This window comes from Limosilactobacillus sp. C0001E2, assembly GCF_056590915.1.
The window spans coordinates 14900-29150 of record NZ_JBWPXC010000010.1 but is presented as its reverse complement, the minus strand read 5'-3'; the positions used below and the strand labels follow the sequence as shown (position 1 = coordinate 29150).

At 41.3% G+C, this 14251-nt stretch carries 13 protein-coding genes; 12 read left to right on the top strand and 1 reads right to left on the bottom strand.

Annotated elements, in window-relative coordinates:
• Positions 1-183: 183 nt before the first annotated feature.
• The 5 genes from AC1EKL_RS08170 (at position 184) to AC1EKL_RS08150 (ending at position 7688) form a co-directional block, all read left to right on the top strand.
• The gene (locus AC1EKL_RS08170) at positions 184-1062 is read left to right on the top strand and encodes an ABC transporter ATP-binding protein (protein WP_480189640.1); all 879 of its coding nucleotides are present in this window, start codon (positions 184-186) and stop codon (positions 1060-1062) included.
• On the top strand, positions 1062-1820 hold the full coding sequence (locus AC1EKL_RS08165) for an ABC transporter permease (RefSeq protein WP_480189641.1): 759 nt from the start codon (positions 1062-1064) through the stop codon (positions 1818-1820). The genes AC1EKL_RS08170 and AC1EKL_RS08165 overlap by 1 nt, the downstream gene beginning before the upstream one ends.
• A 19-nt stretch (positions 1821-1839) precedes the next feature.
• On the top strand, positions 1840-2610 hold the full coding sequence (locus AC1EKL_RS08160) for an ABC transporter permease (RefSeq protein ID WP_480189642.1): 771 nt from the start codon (positions 1840-1842) through the stop codon (positions 2608-2610).
• Positions 2611-2816: 206 nt separating this feature from the next.
• Complete coding sequence (locus AC1EKL_RS08155; RefSeq protein ID WP_480189643.1) at positions 2817-6551, top strand: BspA family leucine-rich repeat surface protein; 3735 nt, start codon at positions 2817-2819, stop codon at positions 6549-6551.
• A gap of 342 nt (positions 6552-6893) precedes the next feature.
• A complete protein-coding gene (locus AC1EKL_RS08150; protein WP_480189644.1) occupies positions 6894-7688 on the top strand; it encodes an SDR family NAD(P)-dependent oxidoreductase in 795 nt (264 codons plus the stop codon).
• Positions 7689-7860: 172 nt separating this feature from the next.
• Here AC1EKL_RS08150 and AC1EKL_RS08145 read toward each other — a convergent pair whose 3' ends face one another.
• Positions 7861-8706 carry an Rpn family recombination-promoting nuclease/putative transposase gene (locus AC1EKL_RS08145; RefSeq protein WP_480190065.1) on the bottom strand — a complete coding sequence of 282 codons (846 nt, stop codon included), beginning with the start codon at positions 8704-8706 and terminating at the stop codon, positions 7861-7863.
• A gap of 342 nt (positions 8707-9048) precedes the next feature.
• On the opposite strand from AC1EKL_RS08145, the gene AC1EKL_RS08140 reads away from it, so the two are divergent.
• The 7 genes from AC1EKL_RS08140 (at position 9049) to AC1EKL_RS08110 (ending at position 14207) form a co-directional block, all read left to right on the top strand.
• Entirely contained in the window at positions 9049-9555 is a 507-nt protein-coding gene (locus tag AC1EKL_RS08140; protein ID WP_480189647.1) for a helix-turn-helix domain-containing protein, read from the top strand.
• Between the two features lie 105 nt (positions 9556-9660).
• Positions 9661-10251 carry a uracil-DNA glycosylase family protein gene (locus AC1EKL_RS08135; RefSeq protein WP_480189648.1) on the top strand — a complete coding sequence of 197 codons (591 nt, stop codon included), beginning with the start codon at positions 9661-9663 and terminating at the stop codon, positions 10249-10251.
• Positions 10252-10259: 8 nt separating this feature from the next.
• On the top strand, positions 10260-10568 hold the full coding sequence (locus AC1EKL_RS08130) for an MGMT family protein (protein ID WP_480189649.1): 309 nt from the start codon (positions 10260-10262) through the stop codon (positions 10566-10568).
• A 92-nt stretch (positions 10569-10660) separates the two neighbouring features.
• Positions 10661-11137: a hypothetical protein gene (locus AC1EKL_RS08125; RefSeq protein ID WP_480189650.1), complete on the top strand. Its 477-nt coding sequence runs from the start codon at positions 10661-10663 to the stop codon at positions 11135-11137.
• A gap of 41 nt (positions 11138-11178) precedes the next feature.
• Entirely contained in the window at positions 11179-11700 is a 522-nt protein-coding gene (locus AC1EKL_RS08120; protein WP_480189651.1) for an N-acetyltransferase family protein, read from the top strand.
• A 123-nt stretch (positions 11701-11823) separates the two neighbouring features.
• Entirely contained in the window at positions 11824-12660 is an 837-nt protein-coding gene (locus AC1EKL_RS08115) for an alpha/beta hydrolase (RefSeq protein WP_480189652.1), read from the top strand.
• Positions 12661-12710: 50 nt separating this feature from the next.
• Positions 12711-14207, top strand: a complete 1497-nt coding sequence (locus tag AC1EKL_RS08110) for a glutamate--cysteine ligase (protein ID WP_223206782.1) — start codon at positions 12711-12713, stop codon at positions 14205-14207.
• Positions 14208-14251 lie beyond the last annotated feature (44 nt).

The window sequence follows — 14251 nt, the reverse complement described above, 5'->3', positions numbered from 1 at the left end:
AAGCAAAGTGCCGGATTGCAAATCGTCATAATAATGAATCTCACACTTAATTTCCACGCTCCTCAAACCCCTGAGGAGTTTTTTTACTCCCCAGGGTATCGCCAAAATTTAAATGGGGGTGTAAAATTAAATTGAAACCGCTTTTAACATGAAGGCGAAGTTCAGAAGTGAGGTTGGTTAACAATGTTAAATGTGCAAAATCTGAATATCTATTATGGCCGAAAACAGGTGATTAAGGAGGCGACCTTCCAAATTCAGCCAGGTGAAATTGTGGGGTTAATCGGTCCGAATGGTGCTGGTAAAACCACGATTATGAAAACTTTACTAGGCTTAACTAAATTTACTGGTACAATCACTTTTAATCATCAGCCAATTACAGCGAATAGTCATCAAGCACTTCAACAGGTTGGTGCGTTAATTGAAAATCCGGCAGTTTACCCATTCCTGTCTGGTCGAGAAAATTTAGAACTTTATTCCCGAGATACCACGGACATGAATCGATTGATTGATCGGCTTGGAATGGGAACGTACATTGATGAACCGGCAAAGTCGTATTCGATCGGAATGAAGCAGAAACTGGGAATTGCACTTGCACTGCTTAACAACCCAGAGTTTGTTATTTTGGATGAACCAATGAATGGATTAGATATTGAAGCTACCATTTTAGTTCGTCAAATTATTCATGAATATGCAGCCCAAGGGGCCGCGTTTCTAATTTCTAGCCATGTGCTAAGCGAGTTGCAGAAGGTTATGACCTCCGTCATTATTCTGAATCATCATGAAATCGTGATGAACGTTCCAATTGATCAGTTTAAAAATGCACCAGTGACCCAATACCAAATCAAGACGGTTGATAATGAGGAGGTGGCTAAAATACTGAAGGGTAATGATGTTTTTTACCGTCATCAGGATCAGTCGTTGTTTATAAACACTGCGGATGTCGATCAGGTTCAAATAATCCTACGCCACCACCAAATTATGTTGCGGGAGCTGGCGCCCGTCCGACAGACTTTTGAACAGGCGATTGTTGAAGTGCTGAGAGAAAAGCGGGTGGATGAATAATGAAGATGACGTTTTCCCACGAACTTTATAAAATGGTTCATCAACGCTCGTCCTGGGTTGCGATGGTTGCTTTATGTTGTCTGATGACTTATTCAGCAACGCCCACTGCTTACATTACTAAAAACTTAGTTGCTCAAGGTTTTGGCGTTGGTCAATGGAGCATTATTATCATGATTGCGTTGACTGCGAACTTTTTTACCATGGAACTTCGTAATAATACGATGACAACTTTGCTCTATAAGAGTCCTAGCCGCTCCACGGTTTTTCTTGCCAAATTCTTCGTCCTTATAATTTATGGCTTTTGGTTAGTTTTGATTGGTTTTCTCTTCGCGTTACTAATTAAGATCGGCCTTGTTGGCAATAAGTTTGCATGGCAAACGATGTATCACCAACATCTGCTCATTAATGACCTCCTGCTTAACCTACTTGGAGTTGCAGTCTATCTAATCTTTACAATTGCGCTCACGTTACTATTAATTGTACTATTTAAATCCAGCGCGGTAGTAATTGTCATTGGGTTATTAGTTGGATTTCTAGGTGCTAACTTTTCCGGAATCGCGATGCAGGCTTTTTCACATCTTCAAAAAATCATTGCGTGGAACCCGTTGAATATGATTAACGTGATTAATCAATTATCTGGTGCGGGAATGAATAAAATCACAGCGCTGACTAACGCAGAATTGGTCATCGGTAATCTAGTGTACGCTGCCATCTTTCTATTTATTGGACTGATTGTTTTCCGGAAAAGTGATTTGTAAGAGGAGGAGCGCAAAGTTTATGAATAGCGAAATTCGACAAGAATTATATAAATTAAATCATCGACGTCTGCCGTGGCTGGTAATTATCCCGCTGGTTATTTTGATGGTCATTATCGGCTTGGCGATGGGGCGCACCTATAATAACTTGTTGGTAATGACCTGTTACGATTCCAGTACCATTATTTGGTTGCTACTGGTTATCGTGGGTTCCACGATTTTTTCGATGGAGTTTCAAAATGGCACGATCATTCCATTAATGTACCATTCTAGCAGCCGGTCAGCCGTTTTTTTCGCTAAAGTCTTGGTTTTGCTACTGTATAACATCCTTTTACACCTGGTCGCAGTCGTAATCACCATCTTGCTTAATATTGTCCCACTAATTAATAACCCAATTTCGTGGACCGCAATTTATCAGTATCATCAGCCGCTATGGTCGAATATGCTGACAACCACAGGAGTCGATTTAATAACTTCCTCCATGATCATTAGTCTAATTTGCTTAACTTCCTGCCTCATTAATTCAAATATGACTGTGATTGCCCTGAATGCGTTAATCATTTTTATGGGGAGTGGTTTATCGTCGAATCTACAATTAGCTTGTGTTGGCTCGCGCGACCTGATTCGGTGGAATCCCTTTAATATGCTGAATTTAACCAATCAATACTACAACTATGCTGCCTATCATCCTGCATCATTGCTATCGAATGGACAGTTGCTCTGGGGAACGGTTATGTATACCATTATTTTTGTCTTGCTTGGTTATGGTTGTTTTCAACATAAGCATTTTTAAAACTCCAATAATAGATTTCTTAATAAGTATGATGCGCTAACAAATGACATCATGCTTATTTTTTATTAGCTAAAGCTGGCCTTAATTTGGCTTGATGATTTTTGCTAATCAGTTGAAAAGATAAAATATTTATATTATTATAAAGGCGTAGTGATATAAGAAATTTCTGGTTAATTTTTGATAAATTAAAAAGGGAGCATTCAACAATGATAGCGAAAAATAATCGGGAAGTTAAAATCCAAAAGTGGCTGGGTAATTATCAGCAACACTTTGCTTTAAAACACTTAACGATTGGGGTGGCATCGGTATTAGTGGGAATTTCCATTACATGTGCCAGCGTTTTAGCTGATAGTAATCAACCGGTAACTACAGACCCAACGACATCAAGCCAAACTGCATCAGTCGCAAGTCCAACGTCACAAAATCAGTCGACGGTTAAACTAAACAATGCAACAGCAATTCCAGATTCAAAGGAAAAGAATGGAGTTGCTAACTTACAAAGTAGTTTACAAACAAAGGTCGGTGACCAATCGTCTGATCAACAGCAAGCACCAACCGCAAAAGAGACAACGCCGGTAGCGGATGTTCATCAATGGACGACAACCACACCTGATGAAAATGGTTCAGTTACTTTGACGAATTATCAAGGTACGGTTACTGGTCAAACAATTGTGATTCCAAACGCAGTCGATTTCCGTAATGCTGGACAGCAAGATGTTAAGCAAATTATTATTACTCCTGAATTAGCAGGAATTTTAAAGAACGCAACTACGTTAGTTACTAGTCAAACTGGCGATGAAAAGTCCATTAAGGCAGCCGATGGTAGCTGGAGTGGTGCTTTCCAAGGTGGCAAATTAGAAAATATTGATCTCACAGGTTTGAATATCAGCGGGGTGACCGATGTTTCATCAATGTTTGCTAATAATGAACAATTGAAGGAAATTACAGGTTTACAAACATGGGACACAAGTAACGTTCGCAACTTTAATAATCTCTTCAACGGAGACCGTAGTCTAACGGGGACGGTTGACATTTCTAACTGGAATTTAGCTAGTTTAGATGCGGTTGGTGAACAGGAAAATCGTGCTGATACGCATGTCCATGGTGCCGGCATGGATAGCATGTTCCAGGGAACTCAGGTAACGGCTATCAAAGCAGCTAACTGGGACTTGACCGCTAATAAACTAGTGGTTGACCGCTTCCCAGATGACTATTCAGTGGCATTCGGTTTAAGAGTTGCGCCGTTTACCGGTCTAGCACATCTCCAAACATTAGACATTAGTGGTTGGAAACTGCCAACTGTCACTGATCCAAAGAACGCCAGTCTTTCCCTTACTTATTTAGCGATGGATTGTCCGGAACTAACTACAGTTGATTTGAGCGGCTGGCAAGGAAATAGTCTTAGACGGATGACGGCGGCCTTTGAAAATGATGGTAATTTAACGACTATCAAAGGAATTGAAGATTTTAATGTCAGCAACGTTTGGGATCTTTCTGATGCATTTCAAGGAACCGGCTTAACCAATGTTGATTTACATAAATGGGATGTACGTAACGTTCACTTCTTTACTCAGATGCTGAAGGATACTAAAAAACTGCAAACGATTAATTTGTCTGGTTGGAAACTATATGATTTAACCCCATGGCATTATCCAACTCGCAACTTTAGTTTTGATAATTTAAAGACAATGTTGGAAGGAACAGGAGCCACTAGCATTGATACATCTAATTGGGACTTTGGTAATAATAATGCGGATGTTCACGGGCTTTTCTCTAGTTTGACCAACTTAACTACTGTTGATGTGTCAGGCTGGAATTCTCCGGAAATCACTAACATGGCAGATCTTTTTGCTTATGATCCAAAATTGGCCACGATTAAGGGCTTAGCTGATATTGATACTGACAAGGTCACGAATATGAGTGGGGTTTTCCAACATGACTTGGCTTTGACATCAGTTGACGGAATTCAGAACTGGAATACCAATAATGTCACAACGATGGCGGGCATGTTTAACTTCATGACTGACTTTTATGGTAATCCGACCCCATGCGCATTAACGAGCATTCCGGATTTATCTTCGTGGAAGACAGGGCAAGTTCAAGACATGACTAACATGTTCTCTGGATTGGATAATCCGGGTTTAACGACAATTAATGGAATTACTGATTGGGATACTTCCAATGTCACTAAAACTAATCAAATGTTTGCCAAGAGTACAAGCTTAAAGAACCTTGATTTGACAAAGTGGCAGATGAACAATGTTATAACCACGAACTCAATGTTTTATGGTGCTGATCATTTAACAACGGTAGGTAACCTGACTAACTGGAATCTTGCAAATGATACTGATACGGCCTGGATGTTCAGACAAACAACGAGTTTGAAGCAAATTGGTGATCGAACAACACCGTGGAAGTGGGCACTCTCAACTAAAAATACCAATGCGGGCGGAATGTTCTCGCAAAGTGGGATTGAATATGTTGATGCCCGTGATTGGGATTTGAGCCATTCCAATGCCTCTCAACTGTTCTTCAACAGCGCTGGTCAATTTGTTGATGGACGGAACATGAAACTCGGTAATGCCAACACTACTGGAATGTTTGCAGCGCTTAAGAAGCCGGCCGTTATTGACTTACGGGGGACTAAAGGCAACTTTAAGATGGATGCCTTTGATGGATTAGGTAAGTTTATCAATGCTAATCCGGCATATAGTCAACCGTTAGTTGTCTTGAGTGATGATCCCGCGGTCCGTGCATTAAATGATGCGAAGTATACCTATACCAAGACTAGTCAGCAAACATTTACTGGTCGGAATGATTCCAACTACCTTAGTTTCTTCTGGCCTGCAACTGACGGCGACAATCCAACGTTAATTGGTACCTACTCAATTAATGCTGACAAGCAACATCCAGGAATGTTTGTTTTTGAAGATCCCGACAGTGTTTGGTCAGCATTTCGTCAGGCAACTAGTAAGGATGAAATTACAAAACTGCTTGGTAAGCAAGCAACGAAGTGGAATTATGTTGCAGATTTAGATCCAGCAACTAATTCACTGAAAGTTGACCCCCAAACCTCTTTACCAGAATTAGTTAGCTATGCTACTGAATTGACTGTGAAGGGTGCGCCGACAACAGTTAATGATACAAAGAAAGTTAACGAAACAATTCATTACCGATTTGCAGATGGTACCACGGCCAAACCGGATGTTGTGAAGACAGTAACCTTAAGTCGGACTGGAAGTAAGGATGCCATGACTGGTGAAATTACCTGGGGTGCTTGGAGTACAGGTGTCTTTCCAGATGTAGAAAGTCCAGAACTTGTTGGTTACACGGCCGATCAAACTGTTGTGGCCGGATCACCTGCTACGTCCGATCGAGAGGTAACAGTAACGTATTATAAGAATGCGCCAACGACCGTTACAGGTACGAAGACGGTAACAGAAACAATTCACTATAAGTTCGCGGATGGAACAAAAGCGTACCCTGATAAAACTCAGACTGTGACTCTAACCCGGACCGGGAGTAAAGACGCAGCAACTGGTGATATCACTTGGGGTGTCTGGAATACCGCCGCATTCCCTGCAGTACCAAGCCCAGAACTTGCAGGATATACAGCCGACCAAACTATTGTTGCTGAAACGCCGGCTACGGATGATCTTGATATTACAGTAACTTATGTTAAAAATAAGGAAGTTGAAGCGAATGCTTCAGATCAATCTAAACCGGCCACTCTAACTATGGGGCAAGATTCTAATTCACAGATTTCAAGGAAGAATGATTTAGCTAACGGGATAGTTACGAAGTCCGCTTCTCAAAAGAGTAATGCTAAATTACCACAAACGGGCAATGATGATGAGTCTCTGGGAGTGTTGGGACTTGCAATTGTTGGTTTAACCAGCCTACTCGGCTTTGCAAGTGAGCAGAAGAAGCGTATGTATTAAATTGATTTTGAATGCACCATCTTTGAGTATCATCTATACCTTAGGGATGGTGTTTTTGCATATTAAATTTGTAAACATCGATGGTCCAATATTGCAAAATAATTTGAAGGAGAAGACTTATGAAAATTTATTTTGCGGCAGCAGGTTTTAATTTTACATCGCAATCATGAGCGACATTTATCCGCGATAATTTCAGGAACCCGACATTTTGACAATATTAACTATTATACTGATCTTCAGGAAGCTCAGAAGATTTTACGGACAGAGCTTAATTCGTAAAATCACTTGTAAAAAGTAAGTGTCATGTTATAATACTAAAAAAATAAAGTTGAAGAAGAAAAAATGCAATTAGGTTTAAACGGTAAAACGGCGTTAATTACAGGGTCTACTAAAGGAATTGGGAAGGCCATCGCCATTGAAATGGCTAAAGAAGGAACGAATGTTATTATTAATGGTCGTCAGCCGGAAGTCGTTAATGCTGTTGTGAATGAATTGAAGGAAAAGTTTCCAGAAACGAATCCACAAGGAGCAGCATTTGATATTTCATCAGATGATCAACGGCAAGCAATGTTTGAAAAATTTTCTAAAGTAGACATCCTAGTGAATAATATGGGGATTTTCAAACCAATGGATTACTTTGACATTGATGATGCAACTTGGCAGCGGTTTATTGATGTGAACTTTATGTCTGGGAATGCCTTGGCCAAGATTTATTTACCAAAGATGTTGAAACAAGATTTTGGACGGGTTATTTTTATTGCAAGTGAAGAGGCCGTCATGCCGTCTGGTGAAATGCCGCAATATAGTTTGACAAAGACAATGAACCTTTCATTAGCAAAGAGCCTTTCAAAGCTCACTAAGGGAACCCATGTTACGGTTAACACAATTATGCCTGGTTCCACGTTAACGGAAGGAGTTCAACAAATGTTGGTTGATATGTATAGTGATACAGACCTTCCAGAAAGCGAATGGGAAAGTGATTTTATGAAGCACCACCGTCCGTTGTCACAAATTCAGCGGTTGATCCGTCCGGAAGAAGTTGGCCGTTTCACAGCATTTGTGGCTAGTCCATACTCAAGCTCATTTTCTGGTGAGGCGCTACGCCTTGATGGTGGATTAGTACCAACGATTTTTTAACAAGTTGAAGAAGGGAGATAGAAGTCATAAATGGATTTCATCTTCTTGTACTTCTACTTGAGAATATAAGGGCTCCATAGTTCGGTTCAACCGAGCAATGGAGTCCTTATTTGTATACTGCGTTGTTATTAATAGAGGCGCAGATCCTGCTTTAGTACGAAACGGAAACTATTCAAAAAAATTTGGTAATCTCTTCGTCGGATAGCTTAAACTGTTGTTGGACCTTTTGCTTGAGTTGATCTTCCGGAACACCAAGTTGATGAGTTAAGGCAATCATTTGACGGATTGCTGACTCTTGACCTTCTCGTTGACCTTTTTCTAATCCAAGCTTTAGTCCACGCTGTTTACCAATTTTGATACCTTCTTCACGAACGTCTTCATCATGAAACATCATATGTGTCTTGTTATCCATATAACCTTTCCTCCACTTGGTACTTTGATTGAGCAGTGAAATATACTCTTGTAGTTCATCGACATACGGATCATTATTGACATCCTTATTATCGACATAGTGGAGAAAATTTTGCAAGTCCTTTGACACATCATTACGTGTTCCCTTTGTGTTTAAAAAGATTGCAGTCCGTCCATCATTCATTGAAATAGTTGGGTCTACTGTGCAGAGATTTGTAAATTGATATTTGTGATACCCATTCCCGTATGGATCAAAGGGACAGATAAAAATCACGAAAGTTTGTTTTATCTGGCTATATTGGTCACCATGATTAAGGAGGTCAGCATCAATGCGGCTTTGGTAATAACGAACGCGTTTTGCTAAGCCTTTGGTGTGGCGTATCTGCATATCAATTTCGTAAACGTTATTTTGATCTTCAGTGTAGACGTCAAAACGAACCCCATGACTACTAAGATCTTCCTGAATTCCTTTTTGAATGGTGGGAAACTTTATTCGCTGGATCTTTAATTCGGGTAGGATCAACTGAATCAAGTGTTGACAAAGTTTCCGGTTGCTCATTACACTGCCGAAAACGAAGTCGTTTTGTAAACTAATTTTTTCTTTCATTTCATCACCTCAAAAAAATGTCTCTGTTATTTAAAGACGGTAAAGGTGGGGAAATTAAAATGAGTAAATATCAAAAACTTTGGGAATACGTCCAACAAAATCACCCAACTAAGCTTTCTTTGCTGAAATTGGTCAGATTGCTGGTGTACCGCTTGATCATTCCTTTTTAAACTATAAAAAAGAGTTGAACGAATATGGCTATCAAGTCGACAAGATTTCTTTGAAACATCAAGTAGTTAAATTTAGCCGGCTATAATTGGCGGGTGTCTGACGGGTGAGTGTCGTCTACTTTTCGGTTGCCGTTTGTTACAATAAAAATGAACTCGAAGGAGGGCGATTTTTATGGTTAACACGCAGATTAAGGAATTACGGGTGGCAAAAGGGTTATCGCAAGAGCAATTAGCTGAGGCCGCTAAAGTTTCCGTTCGGACAATTCAGCGATTAGAAGCCGGTCAAGACGGTAGTATTGAGACCTTAAACCTTGTTGCTGGAGCACTTGGTGTTAGTGTTCGCGACCTATTTGAAGACCAGCAAGCACAAGCCAATCAAGAACGAATTAGTCGCTCAGATAGTCAGCTACAAGTTCAACTTACGAACCGGTGGCAAGAATTCAAAACGTTTAAACATCTTTATGGCACAATTTATATTATTGTGATGCTGGTCTGGGGCGCTTGTTTTCCGATGATTCATGGTATCTGGTCTGCGGTTATTGGGATGCTGTGGATTGGTGGCTGGATGATCATGAACCCCCTCCGCAGGTGGTGGGTCATAAATAAAATTGATCCAAAACTAGATGCCAAGTATCCTTTGACAGCGAGTCGGATGGATAAAAATCACTCAAGTAAATAAGTAAGGCGAGTCCAAAACGATCCTGTTGTGGACTCGCCATTTTGCATTTTAGCAACTTTAAATTTACTATAGTAGTAACTAATTTAGCTAAAGCCGGTGATAGCAATGACGACTGATCAATTTCAAAAAATATTTCACGAAATCCAAGCCAGTCCTGCGAATAAGCAGTTTACTGCCCAAGGGATTAAGCCGCTTTACTATGCAGGCAAACAGGTAAGAATCAATATTATTGCCCAAGCACCAGGTCAGCGGGCACAAGAACAGCGAATGTTTTGGAATGACAGAAGTGGTACACGATTGCGTGAGTGGCTTGGCGTCAGTTGGGATGAGTTTTACCATTCCGGAAAGATCGGCATTATGCCAATGGATTTTTATTTCCCGGGAAATGGCCCGCATGGTGATTTACCACCTCGGCCAGATTTCGCTAAGCAGTGGCATCCGCAGCTCCTAAAATTAATGCCAAATATTAAGCTAACTATTCTGGTGGGCGCCTATGCTGCCCATGCGTACCTTGATATAAAGAAATCCGTTAATTTAACCACGATTGTTCACCATTATCAACAATTCTTACCTAATTATTTTCCAATTGTGCATCCGTCACCCCGGAACCAAATTTGGATGGCTAAGAATCCGTGGTTTGCGGATGAAGTATTACCAGATTTACAAAAACGGGTACGGCAAATTATGGATGAGTGAGGTACTTTATGACCAAAATTGATGACCAATTTATGCGTGATGTTTTAAATGTTGTGGATATTATTCCGCTAGGTCGGGTAGCTACTTATGGACAGATTGCTCGTCTGATCGGGCGGCCACGAAATGTGCGTTTAGTCGGGAAGGCTCTTAGTAAAGCTGGTGGTTATGGTAAGCACCCCTGCCACCGGGTGGTCACTGCTAATGGCCGACTTGTTCCGGGATGGATTGATCAACGACCAATGTTAGTGGCAGAAAACATTCCATTTCGGGATGAAAACCATGTTGATATTAAACGCTGTTTGTGGCAGGGCATGTAACTGACTTAAGCCCCCTTCCTGAATTCTTTGATGAAAAAGAGTACAATATAGGTGTAGAAAACGCTTACAAAGATTGACTGGAGGGGATCATTATGTTAACGGCACAAACACGTTTTGTAACATTACCGAACGGTCAACACCTGTGGACACGGCGAATTGGCCATAGTCCACGAAAGCTGATGCTCGTCCACCAAAGTCCAGAGATGCCATGGAATTACCTCCGGGTATTTTCTGATTTTGCTCGACAAAATGATGTCGAAATTATCATGGTAGAATTAACTGGTTCGTACCTCTCAGATCAAAATGAAATGGCCAGTCTTCCGGCACGGGTTGCGGAGATTCAATCAGCAGTCGCTGCATACCAATTAGACCAGTTTGTAATTCATGGAATTGGTGATGCAACGACGATAACTCGTCAATATGTTCAGGATCATCCGCGGGTGCATCGTCTAATTACCACTTCCAATGATTCTGCCAAGGTTCGGGCTACAGAAATTTTAGGAGATTTTGCTAATCCGGACTATCTTAATTTAATCCGTATACAAATGCGTGCAATGGTAGTGGCCTAGTCATACCAAAATATTTCCGGGGAAATGAGTGATATAAATAGATGACAATTCGAATAGCTACGACTGCAGATCTATCGGCCTTATGTGATTTTTATCAACAGGTTTGTCTGCAGCAACAAAATGATGAATATTCACCACGCTGGAAGTGGGGTGATTACCCGAGCAAAGAATACCTCAGCGCTAAATTAGATGATGCGCAAGTTATCATCAATGTGATTAACGAGAAAATCGCAGCAGCGGGGGTTCTTTCGATCGGTGAGGATCCCAATTACCGAGTGGTTCCATGGCAGCATCATTTCTTAGATAGTGAAGTGGCAATTCTGCACTTATTTGCGGTTGGCAAAGCATACCGTGGTCAAGGAATTGCGCAGCAAACCCTTCAGGGGATTTTTAATCAAGCACGGCAGAATGGTCAACGCGTGATTCACATTGATGTAGTTGAGCATAATTTGCCTGCTGAAAAGGCCTATTTAAAGGCTGGTTTTAAATTTAATAACGAGCAGATTCTGGATTACGATGATCTTGGGCCAACACCTGCCAAGCTTTTTGAGTATTTACTTTAAATTAGGCGCCAAACTTCATGTTTTTTGACATGAAGTTTTTTTCGTAAAAAGCTATCTTATTTACTAACATTTGTGGTATGTTAGCACTGTACTTAAATTTTAAGAAGGATTTAAAGATTACAAATGAAACTTAAAAAATACTTGTTCTTAATGGTGGCCGTTTTGGTCGCCTTTGTTGCTTGTGGAGTGAATGCGCAGGCAGCGACCTACGCTGGTGGAACGCCGACTGTCTTTGTCCATGGTTTGCAAGGAAATCACGGTTCCACTGATACGATGATTCAGGACTTAAGTCGTCGTTATCCGGGTACTAAAAAGGTCATGACGATTAATGTTAAACCCAATGGTGAGTTATCGACATCGGGCAATTTTCAGAAGGCCAAGCATCCGCTCGTCCAAGTCAACTTCCTTAATAACTCCGCTAGTACCACGACGAACGCACATTGGTTAAACAAGGCGTTGACCTACCTATATGAAAAACAGGGGGTTCGTAAGATTAATATCGTGGCGCATTCTGCAGGAAATGTTGCGGTGTACCAAGCTTTGGCAGCGCAGGCCAGTCATACGCCAACTACCCAAAAATTTGTGATTTTGGCGGGGCCGTTTGATGGTGTGCTGTCACTGAACGATGAAGCTAATAAAAATAAGGTAAATGCTAAAAATCATTACAAGCCAAGTATTATGTATCCGGCGAATAGTTATTACCCAAGTTACCAGCAGTTGCTTCAGTTGAGTACCAGTTTTCCGAAACAAGTGAAAGTGTTAAACATTTACGGAAACTTAGGTGATGGTTCAAATTCTGACAGTCTAGTAACGAATGCGTCTTCGTTATCCGTCAACTACTTACTTAGTCACCAAAAGACGCCAGTTAAAAATAAGTGTTGCAAGAATGCAAAGGCTACTCATTCGGGATTGCATAAGAGTAAAACCGTTGATAATTGGATTGCTAATTTTTTGTGGTAATTGCCACGATTAAAAGATAAAAGAAAAAGAATTAGATGAAGGTGAAGGTAATGGATAAGCAAGAGTTAGAAACCGCCTTTCACGAACCAGCGTTTCGTGATTTGCTATTTGAAGGTAAGTTTGGGATGCGGACGGAAATGCACCGGATTCTCACCAATGGTCGGACCAGCACGTTCCCTTATCCAAAGGAACTCGGGGATCGGGATTGTAATCCGTACTTAACAAGTGGTTATTCTGATAACTTAATGGAATTCAACGCGATTATTGTCCGGAGCGCCAAAGCGGCGGTTCGACAACTAGAAATTTTGGAACAAATCGTGGATGGTGACTTGCACGAAACGGAACGGCTTTGGCCGCTTAGCCTTGCACCGACGCCCGTTTATCTCCATGACTTGGATCGGTTGAGTGATTCTTGTACAAAGAAGAGTACTCGTGACCGCTGCCGTCGGATGACCGAAAAGTACGGTGTCAAACGGGCTCTAATGGGTGGAGTCCACGTTGGTTATAGTTTGGATGAAGAGCTAATTGCTAAGCTGTATGAAAAGTTTGGTCAATTTGAATTTGATTCCGAAGCCGACTTCCGTAACTACCTCTACTTTAAACTGGGCCTTGGCTATTACGCTCTTCAATGGTTGTTCACCTACTTGTTTGGTGCTAGCCCAGTGCCACCAAAGGCTCAAGATATCATCGCACCAGGACTAGATCACCAGGTCCGGAGTTTCCGCAATGGTCCCGATGGATTCCATAATCTGCCTGGTGAACAAGTGGAATATGGTTCTTTTAACGAGTACGTTTCATCATATTCCCGGTTACTGGAAAACGGCACCTACATGGATAGTGGTGACTTCTGTGGTCCGGTTGCTTTCCATGGGAAGACCAACGACGTTCGGAAATTGCCACAAGAAGGGGTGCAATTCATTAGTTTGCGGATGTTTGATCTGGATCCATTCTCCCGGGCTGGAATTAGTGAAGACACATTGAACTTTATTGAATTAGTAATGGTTTATCACTTAGTAAAGCCCGTTGGTGAATACACTCCAGAAGAGATTGCGGACGCGCGGGAACGGAACTTCGCAGTGGCGATGCAGGATCCAACGGAACAATTTGATTGGACTAAACAAGAGGCGACAGAGTTTACCGATAAGTTAGCAGCGTTTTGTGATGAGTATGATGCTCCAAAGCGGTATCGGTTAGCTTTGAAGTTTGTGCAACGCCGGATTGAAGATCCTAGCCTGACAATTTGTGGTCAAATGGTCAGCAAGATCGACGATGGCAAGTTGCTTTCATTTGGTTTAAAGTTAGCAAATGACCGCTTCTCCCAACTGGTTCAATCTGGTAAACCATTAACGGTAATTTCTGAAGGGAGTTCAGTCTCCGTTCAGCGCTTAGTGCGGGTGGCAATTACCTTGGGAATCCAAGTTTGGTTTAATGATGAAGTTGAATTTGAATATGGTGATCATGTTGAAAAACTTGATCCAGAATTGGAAATTGAAATGCCAGAGGGCCCAGAAGCCTATCTTCGCAACCTGTTTCCAGAAATTCAGTAATTAAAGAGGCGGTGGGCCAATAGAACTGGCCACACCGCCTTTTA